The 15,451-nt window shown below is 71.2% G+C and carries 14 protein-coding genes and 1 pseudogene; 2 read left to right on the forward strand and 13 right to left on the reverse strand.

Annotation, left to right across the window (positions count from 1 at the left end; translation table 11 throughout):
• Window positions 1–13: 13 nt before the first annotated feature.
• From ACZ6ZQ_RS20750 to ACZ6ZQ_RS20810, 13 genes and pseudogenes are all read right to left on the reverse strand, one after another.
• Window positions 14–697 carry a class F sortase gene (locus ACZ6ZQ_RS20750; protein WP_469769979.1) on the reverse strand — a complete coding sequence of 228 codons (684 nt, stop codon included), beginning with the start codon at window positions 695–697 and terminating at the stop codon, window positions 14–16.
• 5 nt (window positions 698–702) lie between these two features.
• Window positions 703–900, reverse strand: a pseudogene (locus ACZ6ZQ_RS20755) (hypothetical protein); the annotation flags it as partial.
• Between the two features lie 877 nt (window positions 901–1,777).
• A complete protein-coding gene (locus tag ACZ6ZQ_RS20760) occupies window positions 1,778–2,557 on the reverse strand; it encodes an HAD-IIA family hydrolase (protein ID WP_469769980.1) in 780 nt (259 codons plus the stop codon).
• An 87-nt stretch (window positions 2,558–2,644) separates the two neighbouring features.
• Window positions 2,645–4,195, reverse strand: a complete 1,551-nt coding sequence (locus ACZ6ZQ_RS20765) for an alkaline phosphatase family protein (RefSeq protein ID WP_469769981.1) — start codon at window positions 4,193–4,195, stop codon at window positions 2,645–2,647.
• 151 nt (window positions 4,196–4,346) lie between these two features.
• Window positions 4,347–5,408: a 2-aminoethylphosphonate ABC transporter substrate-binding protein gene (locus tag ACZ6ZQ_RS20770; RefSeq protein WP_469769982.1), complete on the reverse strand. Its 1,062-nt coding sequence runs from the start codon at window positions 5,406–5,408 to the stop codon at window positions 4,347–4,349.
• Between the two features lie 41 nt (window positions 5,409–5,449).
• Complete coding sequence (locus ACZ6ZQ_RS20775) at window positions 5,450–6,247, reverse strand: ABC transporter permease (protein WP_469769983.1); 798 nt, start codon at window positions 6,245–6,247, stop codon at window positions 5,450–5,452.
• Entirely contained in the window at window positions 6,234–7,139 is a 906-nt protein-coding gene (locus ACZ6ZQ_RS20780; RefSeq protein ID WP_469769984.1) for a 2-aminoethylphosphonate ABC transporter permease subunit, read from the reverse strand. Before ACZ6ZQ_RS20780 ends, ACZ6ZQ_RS20775 begins: the two co-directional genes overlap by 14 nt.
• Window positions 7,132–8,196 carry an ABC transporter ATP-binding protein gene (locus ACZ6ZQ_RS20785; protein WP_469769985.1) on the reverse strand — a complete coding sequence of 355 codons (1,065 nt, stop codon included), beginning with the start codon at window positions 8,194–8,196 and terminating at the stop codon, window positions 7,132–7,134. The genes ACZ6ZQ_RS20780 and ACZ6ZQ_RS20785 overlap by 8 nt, the downstream gene beginning before the upstream one ends.
• Entirely contained in the window at window positions 8,193–9,014 is an 822-nt protein-coding gene (locus ACZ6ZQ_RS20790) for a phosphonatase-like hydrolase (protein ID WP_469769986.1), read from the reverse strand. The genes ACZ6ZQ_RS20785 and ACZ6ZQ_RS20790 overlap by 4 nt, the downstream gene beginning before the upstream one ends.
• Window positions 9,015–9,022: 8 nt before the next feature.
• The gene (locus tag ACZ6ZQ_RS20795; protein ID WP_469769987.1) at window positions 9,023–10,144 is read right to left on the reverse strand and encodes a TIGR03364 family FAD-dependent oxidoreductase; all 1,122 of its coding nucleotides are present in this window, start codon (window positions 10,142–10,144) and stop codon (window positions 9,023–9,025) included.
• A gap of 333 nt (window positions 10,145–10,477) precedes the next feature.
• On the reverse strand, window positions 10,478–11,236 hold the full coding sequence (locus ACZ6ZQ_RS20800; RefSeq protein WP_469769988.1) for a GntR family transcriptional regulator: 759 nt from the start codon (window positions 11,234–11,236) through the stop codon (window positions 10,478–10,480).
• Window positions 11,237–11,444: 208 nt separating this feature from the next.
• Window positions 11,445–12,305, reverse strand: coding sequence for a hypothetical protein (locus ACZ6ZQ_RS20805; RefSeq protein WP_469769989.1), 861 nt, complete (start codon window positions 12,303–12,305; stop codon window positions 11,445–11,447).
• A gap of 116 nt (window positions 12,306–12,421) precedes the next feature.
• Window positions 12,422–13,642, reverse strand: a complete 1,221-nt coding sequence (locus ACZ6ZQ_RS20810) for an ROK family transcriptional regulator (protein ID WP_469770101.1) — start codon at window positions 13,640–13,642, stop codon at window positions 12,422–12,424.
• Between the two features lie 253 nt (window positions 13,643–13,895).
• On the opposite strand from ACZ6ZQ_RS20810, the gene ACZ6ZQ_RS20815 reads away from it, so the two are divergent.
• Together ACZ6ZQ_RS20815 and ACZ6ZQ_RS20820 are read left to right on the forward strand one after the other, a co-directional pair.
• Window positions 13,896–14,987, forward strand: a complete 1,092-nt coding sequence (locus tag ACZ6ZQ_RS20815) for a Gfo/Idh/MocA family protein (protein WP_469769990.1) — start codon at window positions 13,896–13,898, stop codon at window positions 14,985–14,987.
• Complete coding sequence (locus ACZ6ZQ_RS20820) at window positions 14,984–15,451, forward strand: heme-degrading domain-containing protein (protein WP_469769991.1); 468 nt, start codon at window positions 14,984–14,986, stop codon at window positions 15,449–15,451. The genes ACZ6ZQ_RS20815 and ACZ6ZQ_RS20820 overlap by 4 nt, the downstream gene beginning before the upstream one ends.

Genomic DNA, 15,451 nt, shown 5'->3' on the forward strand with positions numbered 1-15,451 from the left:
GAGCCGCAGGGCGTCAGATCCCCCGGGCGTCCGTCAGATACGCCGACACCACCACGTTCGCCGTGTACGAGTGGGTCTTCTTGTCGAAGGTGCCGCCGCACGTGATCAGACGGAGCTCCGCGCGGCCCGGCTGACGTACCCCGTAGACCTCCTGGGCGTCGAACCGGTCCCGGCTGAAGACCTGGACGTCGTCGATGGTGAACTCGGCGACCGAGCCGTCCGCCCGGGTCACCCTGACCTTCTCGCCGGGGCGGGCCGCGCTGAGGCCGTAGAAGACGGCCGGTCTGGTCCTGGTGTCGACATGGCCGACGAACAGGGCCGCACCCACGGCTCCGGGCTGGGTGCCGCTGCCGAACCAGCCGACGGTGCCCGGCGTGGCGTACGGCGGCGGATCGACCGCTCCCGTCGCGTCGAGGCCGCGGGACACGACCGGGGCGGTGACACCTATGGACGGAATCTCCACCTTGCTCGGTTCGGCGGGCCGCAACGGGGCGCGGGCGGGCGGCAGGGGTACGCCGAGGGGACGGCCGACCGCGGCCACGTCGCCGGTCGTGGGGGCGGAGCTGGCGCCGGAGCCCTCGGTGGCCTCGTGACCCCACAGCCACAGGCCCAGCAGCATGACCGCCCAGGCCACACCCGTAAGCAGCCGACCGGTGCCCGACGGGCGTCCACCGGAGGTACCTTCACCGGAATGCATGGCGGTCAGTCCTCGTCCGTCGTACCCGCACGGCGCCGACGGGCACTGCGGAAGGCGACCGCCACCGCGGCCACAGCGGCCAGGACCAGCCCGATCACGGTGTGCGGAGTCCCGGGGCCCTGGGTGTCGGCGGACTTGGCCCCCTCGGCGGCCAGCGCGGTGGCGGCGCCGCCGCCACCGGCCCGTACCGGAGCGACCGGGGTGTCGTCCGTGTCCAGGTCCTGGAGCGAGTCCTGCTCGTCGTCCTGGCCCTCGTCCCCGTCGTCGCCCTGGTCCTGGTCCCGTTTCTTGTCCTCGTCCCGCTTCTCGTGACCCTGGTCCCGCTTCTTGTCCTCGCCCTGCTTCTCGTGACCCTGGTCCCGCTTCTTGTCCTCGCCCTGCTTCTCGTGACCCTGGTCCCGCTTCTTCTCCTCGTCCCGCTTCTTCTCCTGGTCCTGCTTTTTGTCCTCGTCCCGCTTCTTGTCCCCGTCCTGCTTCTCGTGATCCTGGTCGCGCTTCTTGTCCTCGTCGCGCTTCTCGTCCTCGTCCCGCTTCTGTTCCTGACCACCCTGGCCGAGCAGCAGGCGGGACGGTTCCGGCGTGGACATCGCGACCTGGAAGCTGTCCACTCCCCGATGATCACGACCGCCACAGCTGACGCTGATGGCGTACGAACCCGGGTCGACGCCGGACTTGACCGTCGTCTCTCCGGAGAGCGAGCTCCTCGCGCCCGCGGGGCCGGACAGCGCCGCGTCCGAGACGAACGCCTGGGACGTGGCGGATCCCCTGCCCCCGGCACAGCCGGTGACACGCAGCTCCACCTCGCCCCCGGGCTTGACCGTGGCGGGGTGGAAGGTGACCTTGACCTGTCCGCCTTCTTCGGCGTACGCGACTCCGGGGGGCGTCAGCAGCAGTGCACCGGAGACCGCCCCCAGTACACGGAGAGCAATCGGAACAGAACGCATTGTGAACCTCCTGGTACCAGAAGATTCACGCGTTCCGCCCGTTTCCGCATCTCCAGCAGACCCAGATGGGTCAAACCCGGGTCGGTTCCGGTTCAGATCGGGGTCGGATCCGGATCCGATCCGAGTCCGGCCCGGGTCAGATCCGGTCGACGAGGTCGGCGATCGAGTCGACGACCTTCGACGGGCGGAACGGATACCGGTCGATGTCAGCCGGTGTCGTCAGGCCCGTGAGCACCAGGAAGGTCTCCATGCCCGCTTCCAGGCCGGCGAGCACATCGGTGTCCATCCGGTCGCCGATCATCGCGCTGGTCTCCGAGTGCGCCCCGATCGCGTTCAGGCCCGTGCGCATCATCAGCGGGTTGGGCTTGCCCGCGAAGTACGGGTCCTTGCCGGTGGCCTTCGTTATCAGCGCGGCGACCGAGCCGGTGGCGGGCAGCGGGCCCTCCGGACTCGGACCGGTCTCGTCCGGGTTGGTGCCGATGAAGCGGGCTCCCTCGTTGATCAGCCGGATGGCCTTGGTGAGGGCCTCGAAGCTGTAGGTACGGGTCTCGCCCAGGACGACATAGTCCGGCTTGTGGTCCGTGAGGACGTACCCGATGTCGTGCAGGGCCGTGGTCAGCCCGGCCTCGCCGATCACGTACGCCGTGCCGCCGGGGCGCTGGTCGTCCAGGAATCTGGCGGTGGCCAGGGCCGACGTCCAGATGTTCTCCACGGGCACGTCCAGACCCATCCGGGCGAGCCGGGCGTGCAGGTCGCGGGCGGTGTAGATGGAGTTGTTCGTGAGGACCAGGAAGGGCTTCCCGGTCTCCTTGAGCTTCTTGATGAAAGCGTCCGCGCCGGGGATCGGGACACCTTCGTGGATGAGGACACCGTCCATGTCGGTGAGCCAGGACTCGATCGGCTTGCGCTCTGCCATGAAGCGGACTCCTGCCGTACGCGTAGTGCGATGTGCGGTGTGCTGACGGGGCGCCGCCACGACGATGTACCGGCGCCCCCAGCCTAGTCAGGAAGCCGAGATCTTGACCCCGTCGATCACCCAGTACCAGTTGTTGGCACCGGTGTAACGGAAGCGGAAGCTCACGCTGGACGCTCCTGCCGGGACGGCGACGGAGACCCTCTGCGGCTGCGAGACCACGTCCGAGGTGTAGCTCTTCACGACGGTGGGCGTGCCAGCGTTGAAGGAAGCCAGGATCTGGGCGCTCTGGCTGCCCTCCTGGCGGTAGAAGGTGGTGAAATCGAGCGTGACGGTGGTCTTGCCGGAGACGCTGTACGCGGGGCTGACCAGTGTGGAGTCGTAACCGCCGGAGTTCGCCTTGTCGTCCCACTCGTCGGAGTCGGCGACGGCGAAGACGCCACGCGAGCGGACGTTGAGCTCGCGCCACTGGTCGCGCTGGGTGCGGGACCAGAACTCGTCGGTGGCGAAGGACCAGCCGCGCCATTCGGTGACGCCGCCCGTGCCCATCGCGTTGTTGATGACGGACCAGCCGCTGGGCGCGGTGTGGGTGAAGCCGAGGACCGAGGCCGGGATGCCGGTCTCGTCGACCCGGGCGGTCAGGGACGACTGGAGCGCGTCGAAGGAGTCCGTGGACCGCTCCTGGACCGGCTTGCCGTCCAGGCCCCAGGCGGGGTCGGGGGTGATGCCGAGCTGCTTGAAGACGGTGGCGGCGACATCGACGAGGCGGGTGTCGAGGGGCCGGGCACCGGCGGCGATCCCGGGGCCCTGCGCCAGGACGAAGGTCCGGCGCTCCTCGATGGAGCTGCCGCCGTGGCCGCCCGCGTCGACATGGCCGTGGTCGGTGGCGACGATGACGGTCCAGCGCTCGGTGGCGTACGAGGGCCGGGCCTTGATGGCCGCCCACAGCCGGCCGACGTAGCTGTCCTGGACGGCGATGGCGTCGAGGTACTTCTGGCCGGTGCCGTTCGCGTGCGCGACGACGTCCGTGTTGCCGAAGTAGACGAAGAGGACGTCCGGGTTCTGGTTGCGCAGGATCGACTCGGTGTCGGCGGCGATGGTGGCGTCATGGCCCGGGTAGCCCTGCGCGTCACCGTCGAGGACCAGCTTGGCGTCGGCGCCGGGGGTGACCGTGCCCTGGGTGTCCAGCGGCTTCCAGTCGACGGCCGCGTACGTGGACAGCTCGGGCCGCACCTGTGCGAGACGGGCCAGGAAGCCGGGGTACCTGCCGTAGTTCTTGCCGATGAAGGAGTTGTCCTTGACTCCGTGCTTGTCGGGCCAGACGCCGGTGGAGATGGTCGACCAGCCGGGCCCTGAGGAGGTCGCGGCCATCGGGTTGGCGTAGAGCAGCGACAGGCCGTACGTGCCGTTCGCCATCATCGACTTCAGGTGCGGGGCGTTGGCCGCGTCGATGCGGTCGTGGCGGAGCCCGTCCATGCCGATGACGAGCACCTTGTCCTTGCTGGTGCCGTTCGGGAGAGTCGGGGCCGCGGCGTGGGCGGTGGGTGCGGCCGCGAGGGTCGTTGCGGCGGCGGCGACCGCAGCGGTCGCGGCGCCGGCGGCGAGCACGGTACGGCGGGGAATGCCGGGGGTCATCGGCATCGCGGGGTCCTCCGTCGGAGAGTGATGACGTGATGGGAAGTCGCGCCCAGAGCAACGCCCCCGCCGAAGCGGGGGCGTTGGTCCATACCCGTTATCATTCCGCGATAGTCCGCGGATCACCACGGACGTACGGTGAACTCCTGGCTTCGAGTCAGCTGCCGGTGGCGGACTTCCACGAGTCCACGTACTTCTGGAGGTTGCCGTCGATGTCCTTCCAGTTCGGCTCGAAGACCTGGACGCCCTGCAGGATCTTCGTCAGCTCGATCGCGTTGGCGTCGGTGGCCTTGACGTCGCTGCGTGCGGAGAAGCCGCCGCCGATCTCGCTGACCTGCTTCTGGGCCTTCTCGCTCAGCAGGTAGTCGAGGAGCTTCTTGCCGTTCTCGGTGTGCGGAGCGTCGTTGACGAGGCCCGCGGCGTACGGGAGCGCGAACGTGGTGGGCTTGCCGCCCTCCTTCGCCGGGAACCAGATGCCGAGGTTCGGCATGGACTTGGACTGGGCGAAGTTCATCTGGACATCGCCGTTGGCGACCAGGATCTCGCCCTTGTCGACCTTGGGGGCGAGCTTGGAGGTGGAGGAGGACGGCCCGACGTTGTTGGCCTGGAGCTTCTTCAGGTACGCCATCGCCGGCTCCTCGCCGCCGAAGTCGTGCATGGCCTTGATGACGACGGCGGTTCCGTCGCCGGCGACACCCGGCGTGGAGTACTGGAGCTTGTCCTTGTACTTCGAGTCCAGGAGCTCCTCCCAGGTCTTCGGGGCCTCTGCCAGCTCCTTCTTGTTGTAGATGAAGCCGAAGTAGTTGTTGACGACCGAGGTCCACTTGCCGTCGCCCGACTTGTCGGCGCCGTTGACCTTGTCGACGCCGGCCGGCTCGTACGCCTGGAGCAGCCCCTTGGAGTCGGCCTGCTGGATGAACGGGGGGAGAGTGACGAGCACGTCGGCCTGCGTGTTGCTCTTCTCGCGAGCGGCGCGCTGCACCATCTCGCCGGAGCCGCCCTCGACGTACTTGACCTTGATCCCGGTCTCCTTCTCGAAGTCCTTGAAGACCTGGTCGTACCAGCCGTCTCCGTTCTCGCCCTTGAGGCCGTCGGCGCTGTAGACGGTGACGACCTTCTCGTCGGAGGCGGCGGAGTCGCCTCCGCAGGCGGTGAGGGTGGCGGCGAGTGCGACGCTGCCGGTGAGGGCGGCGGTGAGCGGGATGGGGTTGCGGCGCATGACGATGAACAACTCCTTGCGGAATGAGCGGATTTACCGGGTCAGCGGTAGCCGGCTCTGGTGCGGATACGGGAGACGGCGAGCAGGACGAACAGCGTCGTGGCCATGAGGACCACGGCGACGGCGGAGCCGGTGAAGAGGGAGCCACGGTCGGTGGCCGTGAAGATCAGCACCGGCAGGGGCATCCAGTCCGGGGGGTAGAGCATCATGGTGGCGCTCAACTCGCCCATGGACAGGGCGAAGCAGAGCCCTGTCGCCGCGTTCAGGGACGGCAGCAGCAGCGGCAGCTTCACTCGCCACAGGACGTACGAGGGACGGGCGCCGAGGCTGGCCGCCGCCTGCTCGTACACAGGGTCGAGACGCAGGATCGCCGCCGAAACCGACTGGTGGGCAAACGCCGTGACAAGAACGGTGTGCGCGAGGATCACGATCCAGCGCGTGCCGTTGAGGAGCACCGGCGGCTGCGAGAAGGCGACGAGTACGGCGAGGCCGACGACCACGGACGGGACGGCCACCGGCAGCATGAACAGCGCGTCGAGGAAGCGGCGTCCGCGCTTGCCGAGGGCGGCGGCGGCGAGTGCGGCCCAGGTGCCGACGGCGAGCGCGAGGAGGCTCGCGGTGACCGCCGTGACCAGGCTGGTGGTCAGGGCCTGGAGCGACTCGCCACGCACGGCCGCCGTGTAGTGCTCGATGGTCGGCCCGGAGGGGAACGCCCCGGACCAGTTGGTCGAGAGCGACGCCGCGACGACGACGAGGAGCGGCAACGCGAAGAGCGGCAGGAAGAGGGCGAAGAAGAGGGCCCAGGTGGCCCATTTGCCCGTACGACTATGCACCAGCACGGCGGCTCACCACCTGGTAGATCCCGTAGAGCCCCACGGAGATCGCGATGTTGACGACGGCGACCACGCAGGCTGCCGCGTAGTCGGATTCGAGAATCGCCTTGCTGTAGACGAGCATCGGGAGCGTCGTGACGCCCTTGGCGCCGGTGAAGAGCACGATGCCGAACTCGTTGAGGCACATGACGAGGACGAGGCTGCCGCCGGCGGCCAGAGCCGGGAAGGCCTCGGGCAGGATCACCTGCCGGACGATCCGGGCCGGCCGTGCGCCCAGCGAGGAGGCGACCTCCAGCTGCGCCGAGTCCAGCTGCGAGAACGCGGCGAGCAGCGGCCGCATCACGAACGGCGTGAAGTAGGTGATCTCCGCGAGGAGTACGCCCCAGGGCGTCGTCAGGAAGTGGAACGGACCGCTCTCCGCGCCGGTGAGGTCCGTCCACACTCCGTTCGCCATACCGACCGTGCCGTAGATGAACAGCAGCGCGAGCGTGATGAGGAAGGAGGGGAAGGAGAGGAAGACGTCGATGAACTTCGCGACCGCCTTCCCGCCGGGGAAAGGCACGAACGCGATGATCAGCGCGAGCGTGAACCCGAGGACGAGACACCCGACGGTCGATCCGACCGCCAGCCACACGGTGGTGGTGAGCGCCTCGCGAAAGGCCTCGGACGCGAAGACGTCGGCGTAGGCGCCGGGGGCGAGGGACTCCTGGACGACGAGGCCGAGGGGGTAGAGGAACACCAGCCCGAGGACGGCGACGGGCGGCAGGGCCCACAGCAGTGTTGTGGGGATACGTTCCTTCCCCAGAGCTCCGCCTGGGAGGTGCCCCCGGGCGGAACGGGTGGGCACAACCTCCGGTGCCGGGCGCCGTTCCACGAGGCGTTCACCGGGACTAGCCATCGGTCACCCCTGCGGCCAGCAGCACCGCGTCCTCGGGTGCGAAGTGCACCGTCACTTCCTCGCCCAGGGCCGGAGGCAGCCGCAGCTCCCGCAGGTCCGCCTTGACGCGGTGCCCGTCGACGTCGACGTACAGCCGGTGCGTCGCGCCCCGCCACTGCACCTCGGCGATGCGCCCGCGCAGCGCGTTGGGCCCGTCCCCGAGCCCGACGAGGTGCGGCCGTACACAGAGCGTGGCCCGCGCGCCCGGGACCACGTCGGTGGTGGGGACCTTCAGCTCCTGGCCGGCGAAGGTCACGACGTCCGAGCCGACCGTCACCGGCAGCAGATTCGCGTTGCCGACGAACGACGCCGTGAACTCCGTACGCGGCTTGCGGTACAGGTCCTGCGGCGTGCCGCAGTCCTGGAGCCGGGCCTTGTCCATGACGGCGATCCGGTCGGCGAGGGTGAGCGCCTCGACCTGGTCGTGGGTGACGTACAGGATCGAGACGTCCGGCAACTCCCGGTGCAGCCGTGCCAGTTCGGCCAGCATCCCGGAGCGCAGCTGCGCGTCGAGCGCGGAGAGCGGCTCGTCGAGGAGCAGGACGTCGGGCCGGATCGCGAGCGCGCGGGCGATCGCGACGCGCTGCTGCTGCCCGCCGGACAGCTCCCGCGGATACCGCTTGGCGTACGCCGCCATGCCGGTCATCTCCAGCGCTTCGGCGACCCGCCCCGGGACCTCGCTCTTCGGCGTCTTCTTCGTGCCCTGCGCCTTCAGTCCGAAGGCGACGTTGTCCTCGACGCGCATGTGCGGGAACAGGGCGTACTGCTGGACCACCATGCCGATGCCGCGCCGGTGCGGGGGCAGATCGGTGACGTCCTGGTCTCCGATGAACACCCGTCCGGAGAAGGGCCGTACGAAGCCGGCGACGGCGCGCAGCGCGGTGGTCTTGCCCGAGCCGGAGGGGCCGAGGAGTGCCATGACCTCGCCGGGTTCGACGGTCAGGTCGAGCGCGTCCAGGACCGTGCTGCCGCTGTACGCGACGGATATCCGGTCGAACCGGATGCCACTGCGGCTCATATGTCCTCCTCCACGAGGAGGAGGCCGGGCAGTTCGGCGACCGAACCGAGGACGTGCGTGGCGCCGTTGGCCGTCAGCTGGGTCCTGTCGTGGGCGCCGGTCAGCACACCCGCCACGACGCGCGCCCCGGAGCGTACGCCGCTGAGCATGTCGTACGAGGTGTCGCCGGCGACCGCGATCTGCTGTACGCCGTCGACCGCGCCCGTGCGGAGGAAGGCGGCGAGCACCATGTCGGGGAACGGGCGGCCGCGGCCACCCGCGTCGGCGGGGCAGAGGGTGAGGTCGGCCAGGCCCTGCCAGCCCAGTGCGTCGAGGATCGCGTCCTGGGTGACGCGGGCGAAGCCGGTGGTGAGGACGACGGTGCGCCCCTGGGCCTTCAGCTCCTCGATGGCGGCGCGGGCGCCGGGGATCTCGGCGATGTGTCCGCTGTCGACGAGTTCGCCGTATGCCTCCTCGAAGGCCTTGTTGGCCGCCTGGGCCTTGGCCTCGTCGCCGAAGAGTTGGCGGAAGACGGAGATCTTGGACTCGCCCATGGTGGCGCGTACGTAGTCCAGCTTCTCGGCGTGGTCGGGGGTGCCGGGCTCGACGCCGAGGCGCAGCGCGGCGGCGGAGAAGGCCTGCTCGACGAGGCCGCCGTCGGCGACGGTGGTGCCGGCCATGTCGAGGACGACGAGGTTGAGGTTCTGCGTGTTCGTGGTCTCGGTGTTCGTGGTCTCGGCGTTCGTGGTCACGGTCTCCGCGCTCCCGGTCTTCGCGTTCTCGGTCTTCGCGTTCTCGGCGTTCTTCGGGGTCTTCGCGTTCTCGATGTTCGTGGTCATGTGGTGGTTCACCAGCCCAGTTCGTCGGCGGTTGTCTCGGCGATGGCGGGCGAGCACGTCATTCCGCGCCCGCCCGGTCCTGTCACCAGCCACACGCCGTCGCGCACCTGCTGGCGGTGAACGACACGGGAGGTGTCGGTGCACTGCGCGTACACCCCGGCCCAGCGGCGGCGGATCTTCGGCAGCGGCCGGCCGAGGAAGCCCTCGATGACCTGCGCGAGGTGCTCGTAGGGGTCTTCGAGGGTGTCGAAGGCGAAGGGGTGCTCGTACTCGTGGGTGTCGCCGATGGTCAGTCCGCCGTCGCGGCGCTGCACCATCAGCAGCTGCATCTTGTGCGCGGCGGCCGCGGGCTGCTGCGCCTGGCCGGCGTTGAGGGCGTCCAGCGCCTCGGACGCGTACGCCGGGTAGTAGCGGAAGGAGTCGGCGTCGGCGACGGAGGACGTGAGCGTTTCGCCGAGCGGGTCGGTCTGCGCCATCTGGAGGCGTACGCGACGTACGGGGATGTCACCGGCGACCCCGCGGACGAGTCCGCCGAGCCAGGCGCCGGTGCACAGGATGACGGCGTCGCCGCTGTGCACGTCGCCGTGGTCGTCGCGGACCGCGTTCCGGCCGATGACCTCGCGGACCTCGCGCCCGGGGAGGAAGGTGTACCGGCCCGAGGCGAGGAGCACCCGGCGCAGCGCGAGCTGGGCGGTGCGGGGTTCGACGGCCGCGTCCCGCTCGCAGTGGAGGGCCGCCACGAACTCACCGCGCAGGGCCGGGTTGATGGCACGCGCTTCGTCCGCGGTGACCAGCTTGTAGCCACGGGCGGCGGCGTCGGGCCGGGCCACGGCCGCCTCGGCGACCGCCAGCTCCAGGTCGTTCCGTACGGGAGTCAGCGAGCCGACGGCCCGGAAGCCGAGCTCGGGGACCCGGGCTCCGATGCCCTCCCACAGCTCACGCGCCCGGAGCGCGGTCTCCAGCTCCTCGCCGCCGGCGCGGCCGCTGACCCAGATCTGGCCGAAGTTGCGGAGGCTCGCCCCGCGGGCCTCGGCCTCCCGCTCGATCTGTACGACCTCGTGGCCGCGTTCCACTGCTTGCCAGGCGTGCATGGTTCCCACCACGCCGGCTCCTACGACGATGACTCGCATGACGGCAACGGTCCTCGCGGTGGGTGACCCATCGGGGGCCGGTCGGCAACAGGACGGTGAACGGGCCATCAAGGTTGGCCTAGACCCGTTATCTATCCGTTATCAAGCTCGCTGTCGGACCGTCCGTCGGCCGCGATGGGTTCCGGAGGTGGTCGGTCAGCCGCCGAGGTGCGCCGAACTGCATCCCCCGGGGGACAACCCCCGAACCCCCGGCAGGAAGGCCCACCCAAACCGACCCTCGGACTCAGGTACCCAAGTGCGCCGAACTGCATCCCCCCGGGGGACAACCCCCGAACCCCCGGCAGGAAGGCCCACCCAAACCGACCCTCGGACTCAGGTACCCAAGTGCGCCGAGAAGCTGAAGCGGTCGCCTCGGTAGAGGGTGCGTACGCGCTCCAGGGGCCGCTTTGCCGTATCCCGCGAGACGCGGTGGATCAGCAGCATGGGGAGAGCCGGCGGAGTGCCGATGAGGAGTGCTTCCCGGGGGGTCGCCAGCACCGTCTCGATCCGCTCGTCCGCGTCGCCGAACTCGATCCCGAGCCGGTCGCGGAGGTAGGCGTAGAAGGACGAGTCGGGGTTGAAGTCGGTGTCCAGCCGGGGCACGCGAGCGACGGAGACGTACGTGCTCTCCAGGCCGACCCGCTCGTCGTCGGCGAGCAGCAGACGCTCCATGTGCCAGACGGGCTCGCCGCGCTCCAGTCCGGTCTCGTCGGCGAGAACCGGCGGGCACGGGAAACGGTCGAGGGAGATGAGGTTACGGCCGGGCGTACGGCCCTGACGCCGTACGCCTTCGGTGTAGCTCGCGAGGGAGAGCGGCTGCTCCAGCTTGGGGCCCGCGACCACGGTGCCCCGCCCCTGGCGGCGCAGCCGGCCCTCCAGCAGCAGTTCGCGCAGCGCCTGGCGCACGGTTTCGCGGGAGACCTCGTACCGTACGGCGAGATCGCGTTCGGTGGGCAGCAATCCCCCTTCGCCCAACTCGTCCAGCAGAGCGGCCACTTGGGCCTTCACTGCGTAGTACTTGGGGATACGGCCGTGCTCGGGGATGCCGGAGCGCACGGGTGCACCGGGCGCCTGGTCGTTCGGGTAGTCCACGCCGGGATGGTCGCAGATGCTGGTGAACGGCTCGGTGGGCGGCCCGGCGGGGGTGGCTCCGTGAGCGGCTCGGTGACCGCTCGGTGGCCGACGTGGCGGCGGCTCCGGACTGCACCCGCGCGTGGTGGCGGGGCGGCGGGGCACTGCGTCGGTCAGTACGTCAGTGGGCAAGTGCGTCAGTGGGCCAGTGAGCCAGTGAGCCGGCTCGTCAGTGGCGGCCGGAGCGGAGCCGGCGGGCCCCGGCGCGAAGGGCCACGGCTCCGGCGAGGAGCGCGCCGACGGCGGCGGCGAGCCCGATCGCGTACCGGTGGGCGGTGCCGGTCGCGGCGAGCTCATGGGCGCGGGGCGGGGCCGTCCCGTACATCCCGGGCTCCTTGCCGGGTTGCCGCTCGGCAGCGTCGCCGGATCCGGTGGGCTCGGCGGCCAGCAGGCTGAAGCGGTAGTCGTTGGACTCCCCCACCCAGTCGCCGTCGGCGCCGCGGCGCTGGACGACGGCCGCGTTGGCGACGACGGAGTCGGCGCCGGCGCCGGCCGGGAAGGCGAGACGTACCCGGACCTTGACGGTGCCGCGGGCGGGCAGGGCGAAGCCCGCGAAACCGCTCGGCTCGGCCCCCAGCGCACCGACGGCCTCCCCCTGGTCGGTCCGCTCGAAGGTGACGGAACGCCAGATTCCCGGGGATTCGTCGAAGTACTCCATCCGGATCCGGTCGGGGGTGAGCGCCTGGTCCCGGCCTGCGAGCACCACCACGGGATGGATGTTCTCGCAGGCCCCGGCGGTGGTGTTGGTCAGCTCGATGGAGAACTCGCCGGCGACCGATCCGGCCTGGTACGCGGCCGGGCCCGCCAGGATCCGGGTGGCGACCGGGAAGGCGGGGGCATGTACGTCACCGCAGGCAGGCTGTTGGTCGACGGGCGCGCCGCCGGGTTCGGGTGATGCGCCGGCGGATCGCGGGGCGGCCGGCTCGAGCGGCATCGGCTCCGCGGCGTGCGCGGAGGCCGGACCCGCGAGGACGGCCGGCGCGATGGCGGCCGTGGCGGCTCCGGCGGCGAGGGCGGTGCGCAGTCGCATGGGGGACCTCTGCTGATCGCGGGCGAGGGCGGTCGTCGCCCCCGACGCTGCCATGCGGCGGGCCGCCGCCCCGGTACACACGCCTTCGGGCAGCCGAACAATCACACAAATACGCTCTATCGGCCGAGTTGGCCGCCATCCATGCGGCCGAAGAGGGGGGCGAGGACGAGCTGCGCGGCGCCCTCGGCGACCGGGTACGCGCCGGCGTCGGCCAGCGCGACGGGCACGGCGTCGTCGCCGATCGCGGCGCGGACGCCACGTACGAACGTCTCCCCGGCAGCGGCGACCGTCCGCCCGCCGAGCAGGACCTGGTCGATGTCGAGCAGCCGGACGAGATTGGCGGCGCCGGTGCCGAGCACGCGCGCGGCCTCGCCGAGGTCCCCGCGGGCGGCGGCGGCGAGGCACAGCGCCTCGATGCAGCCGCGGTTGCCGCAGCCGCAGGCGGGCCCGTCGAGCTGGATGACCTGGTGCCCGAACTCCCCCGCGCCCGTGCGGGCACCCCGGTGGAGCACCCCGCCGAGCACGAGCCCGGCACCCAGGCCCGTACCCAGATGGAGATACGCGAACGACTCCCCGGATCCGGTACTGGCATCGGAACCGGGCAGGGCGGGACCGGCGGGGGCGGGACCGAGGCCGGAACCGGAACCGGGGTCGCGGCCGAGGTCGGAACCCGGGTCGCGGCCGAGGTCGGAATCAGGGGCGAGGTCGAGCTCGACGTCGAGGTCGGAACCGGAGCCAGGACCGGAACCGGGACCTTCGCCGGAGACGGAGCTTTCAGGCACCCCGCGCAGTGCCAGCCCGAGCGCGGCGGCATTGGTGTCCTTGTCGAGCACAACCGGCAGCCCGATCCGCTCCGTGAGCTCCTCCCGGAGCGGCACGCCCTCCCATCCCGGCGCCCCGGTCACCCGCCCCAGCACGCCGGTCCAATGATCCAACGGCCCTGGCATCCCGACGCCGACACCGAGCACCCGTTCCACCCGACCGGATCCCTGTGACAGCAGAGCGGTCACCTCGTCCGCCGCCGTCGCGAGGACGTCCGGGACCGGACCACCCAGGTCAAGCGCGCGGGTACGGGACGCGACGACCGTGCCGGCGAGGTCGACGAGAACCGCGGTCAGCTCGTCACGGTCGAGGTGCAGGCCGACGGCGTGCGCCGCGGAGGGGACCAGACGCAGAACCGTACGCGGCTTGCCGCCGGTCGAGGCGCGGCGGCCCGCCTCCGTGGCCAGCCCCTCCGCACGCAGCCGCGCCGTGATCTTGCTGACGGCCTGGGGCGTGAGCCCCGTACGCTCGGCGATCTCCAGCCGGCTGATCCCCGCCTCGGCCGCACCGCCCACACCGGCGTGGCCGCCCGCTGCAGCCGCGCCGCCAGGACCGCCCGTGGCGCCGGGACCGCCCGCGCCGCCAGGACCAGCCGCGCCGCCAGGACCAGCCGTGGCGCCGGGACCGCCCGCCGTCCGCAGCAGATCCAGCACCAGCGCCGCGTTGTGGCTGCGCAGCACCGGCAGATTCGCACCCGCGTTACTCCTCTTCACCCCGCCATTCTCCGCCGCGCTTGCGCTTTGGCAACACCGTTGCTTAAGTGGACGCATGACTGGCACTGGCACCGGCTCCCCCTTCCGCGTCGGACTCGTCGGCTACGGCCTCGCGGGCTCGGTTTTCCATGCCCCGCTCATCGCCGCCACCGAGGGCCTCACCCTCGACACGATCGTGACGTCGAACGAGGAGCGCCGGGAGCAGGCCCGCGCCGAGCACCCCGGCGTGCGTTTCGCGGCCACGCCCGAGGAACTGTGGGAGCGTGCCGACGAGCTCGATCTCGTCGTGATCGCCTCGCCGAACAAGACCCACGTCCCGGTCGCCACCGCCGCCCTCCAGGCCGGTCTCCCCGTCGTCGTGGACAAGCCGGTCGCCGGAACCGCCGCCGCCGCGCGCGAGCTCGCCGCCCTCGCCGAGAAGCGCGGCCTGCTCCTCTCCGTCTTCCAGAACCGCCGCTGGGACAACGACTTCCTCACCCTCCGCGGGCTCCTCGCGGACGGTGAACTGGGCGACGTCCAGCGCTTCGAGTCCCGGTTCGAGCGCTGGCGCCCCCAGCTCAAGGGCGGCTGGCGCGAGTCCGGCGCCCCGGAGGAGATCGGCGGTCTCCTCTACGACCTGGGCAGCCACGTCGTCGACCAGGCCCTGGTCCTCTTCGGCCCGGCGGTCCGCGTGTACGCGGAGTCCGACGTACGCCGCCCCGGCGCCGAGACCGACGACGACACCTTCATCGCCATCACCCATGCCGGCGGCGTGCGCTCGCATCTGTACATGAGCGCCACCACCGCCCAGCTCGGCCCGCGCTTCCGGGTCCTCGGCTCGTCCGCCGGCTACGTGAAGTACGGCCTCGACCCACAGGAGGCAGCCCTGCGCGACGGCAACCGCCCGTCTCCCGGACAGCCGTGGGGCGTGGAGCCGGAGTCGCTGTGGGGCCGCGTCGGCTCGGGGGAGTCGCCGCTGACCGGCGGCGGGCGCCCGCTGAGGACCCTGCCCGGCGACTACCCGGCGTACTACGCGGGCATCGCCGCCGCCCTGCGCGACGGCACCCCGCCGCCGGTCACCGCCCACGAGGCCGCCGACGCCCTCGACGTCCTTGAGGCGGCCCGCCGCTCCGCCCGCGAGGGCATCGCCGTGGAGCTCGGCGCATGAGCGGCACCGTCGGCATCGCCGCACTCGAAGCCCAGGAGCGGCAGTTGACGCTGCGCCAGTTCACCTACGACGACGCCTGGACGCTCGGCTCGATGCTCGTCGAGCTCGCGCGCGAGCGGCACGCGCCGGTCGCGATCGACATCCGGCGCGGCCCGCAGCAGCTCTTCCACTGCGCGCTGCCCGGCTCGTCGGCGGACAACGACGCGTGGATCGACCGCAAGCGGCGGGTCGTCGAACGCTACGGCGAGAGCTCCCTCCTCGTCGGCAGCCGCTTCCGCGCCAAGGGCACGACGTTCGAGGAGTCGTCCCGCCTGGACCCCGACCGGTACGCGGCGCACGGCGGCTCGTTCCCGATCCGCGTCCAAGGCGCGGGCGTCGTCGGCACAGTCACGGTCTCCGGCCTCCCCCAGGCCGAGGACCACGCGATGGTGGTGGAGGCGCTGGAGCGCCTCATCTCCACCTGA

Source organism: Streptomyces sp. NPDC053673, assembly GCF_055585225.1.